Here is a 1,510-nt window from a genome sequence, read left to right as displayed (position 1 = left end):
CGGTGAACCATACGTCCATTCACCACTTGCAAACGCCGAGAACGGCACCATTTCACCTTGTGCATTGCGTACATACCATGAGTTAAAATCTTCTGGCTGCATACGGAACTCTGCGTCACTTTGCACCATCACTTTTTTAACGCGACCACGGTCAATGTAGTCGTTGATGTACGCACCACCCCAAGCGGCGGATAGGATTTGGTTCACGTCGTTGATGCTGACATCCAGCGCGCGCAATTTAACGTGATCTACATGCACTTGGTACATTGGTGCATCAGATTGGCCATTCGGACGAACACCAACTAGTTTTGGATTCTGCGCTGCCATTCCCAGTAATTGCCCTTGTGCAGCAACTAATGCTTCGTGACCAAGGCTCAGGGAGTCTTGTAGATAGAAATCAAAACCCGTTGCGTTACCCAACTCTTGGATGGCAGGAGGTGCAAACGCAAATACCATGGCTTCTTTGATGGTTGAGAAGTAACCCATAGCACGGCCTGTCAAAGATGCAGCATCCGAACCCGGCGCTTCGCGCTCAGACCAATCTTTCAAGCCAATAAACGCCATACCCATGTTTTGGCCTTGACCAGCAAAACTAAAACCAGCCACGGTAAACACGGATCTCACGTTGTCTTTTTCTTCTTCCAAGAAATAGCTACGCACTTTATCGAGTGTTTTTTCTGTCTGCTCTTGAGTCGAGTTCGGCGGCAAGATTGCCATCGAGAACACCGTACCTTGGTCTTCATCTGGTAGGAAAGACGTCGGCAGATTCATAAATAACCAACCCGCACCAGCGCTCATTGCCACAAACACCAACAACATGCGCCCAGTGCGTTTTAGCAACTTGGCTACACCAGCCTCATAACCTGCGGTCATCGAATCAAATTTACGGTTAAACCAACCGAAGAAGCCTTTTTTATCCGTAAATTCAGCGTCACCTTTTTTCAGTAACGTAGCACACAGCGCTGGTGTCAGGATGATCGCAACCATCACTGACAACGTCATCGCAGCAACGATGGTGATCGAGAACTGGCGGTAAATTACCCCGGTCGAACCTGACATAAATGCCATAGGGACGAATACTGCCGATAAGGTCAAACCAACACCAATCAACGCGCCAGTGATCTGCCCCATCGATTTCTTAGTGGCTTCTTTTGGATCGAGCCCGTCTTCGTGCATCACACGCTCAACGTTTTCTACCACAACGATGGCGTCATCCACCAGCAAACCAATCGCCAGAACCATCGCAAACATCGTCAGGGTATTCACGCTGAAACCTGTCGCGTAAAGAATGGCAAACGTACCCAAGAGTACAACCGGAACCGCAATCGTCGGGATGATCGTTGCACGGAAGTTCTGTAAGAACAGGTACATAATCAAGAACACCAACACAATCGCTTCCAGTAGCGTTTTCACTACTTCTTGAATCGATGCTTCTACAAACGGTGTTGTCTCAAATGGATAAGCGACTTTCAGACCATCTGGGAAGTTTTCACTCAACTCCGCTAAACGC

At 48.5% G+C, this 1,510-nt stretch carries 1 pseudogene; it reads right to left on the bottom strand.

From position 1 onward, the window contains the following. Positions 1–1,510: pseudogene (gene vmeB, locus R7Q47_RS24170) on the bottom strand (multidrug efflux RND transporter permease subunit VmeB); the annotation flags it as partial.

It is taken from the genome of Vibrio sp. Vb0349 (assembly GCF_033338975.1).
The sequence above is the reverse complement of the archived record's forward strand: the minus strand, read 5'-3'. Positions and strand labels throughout refer to the sequence as shown.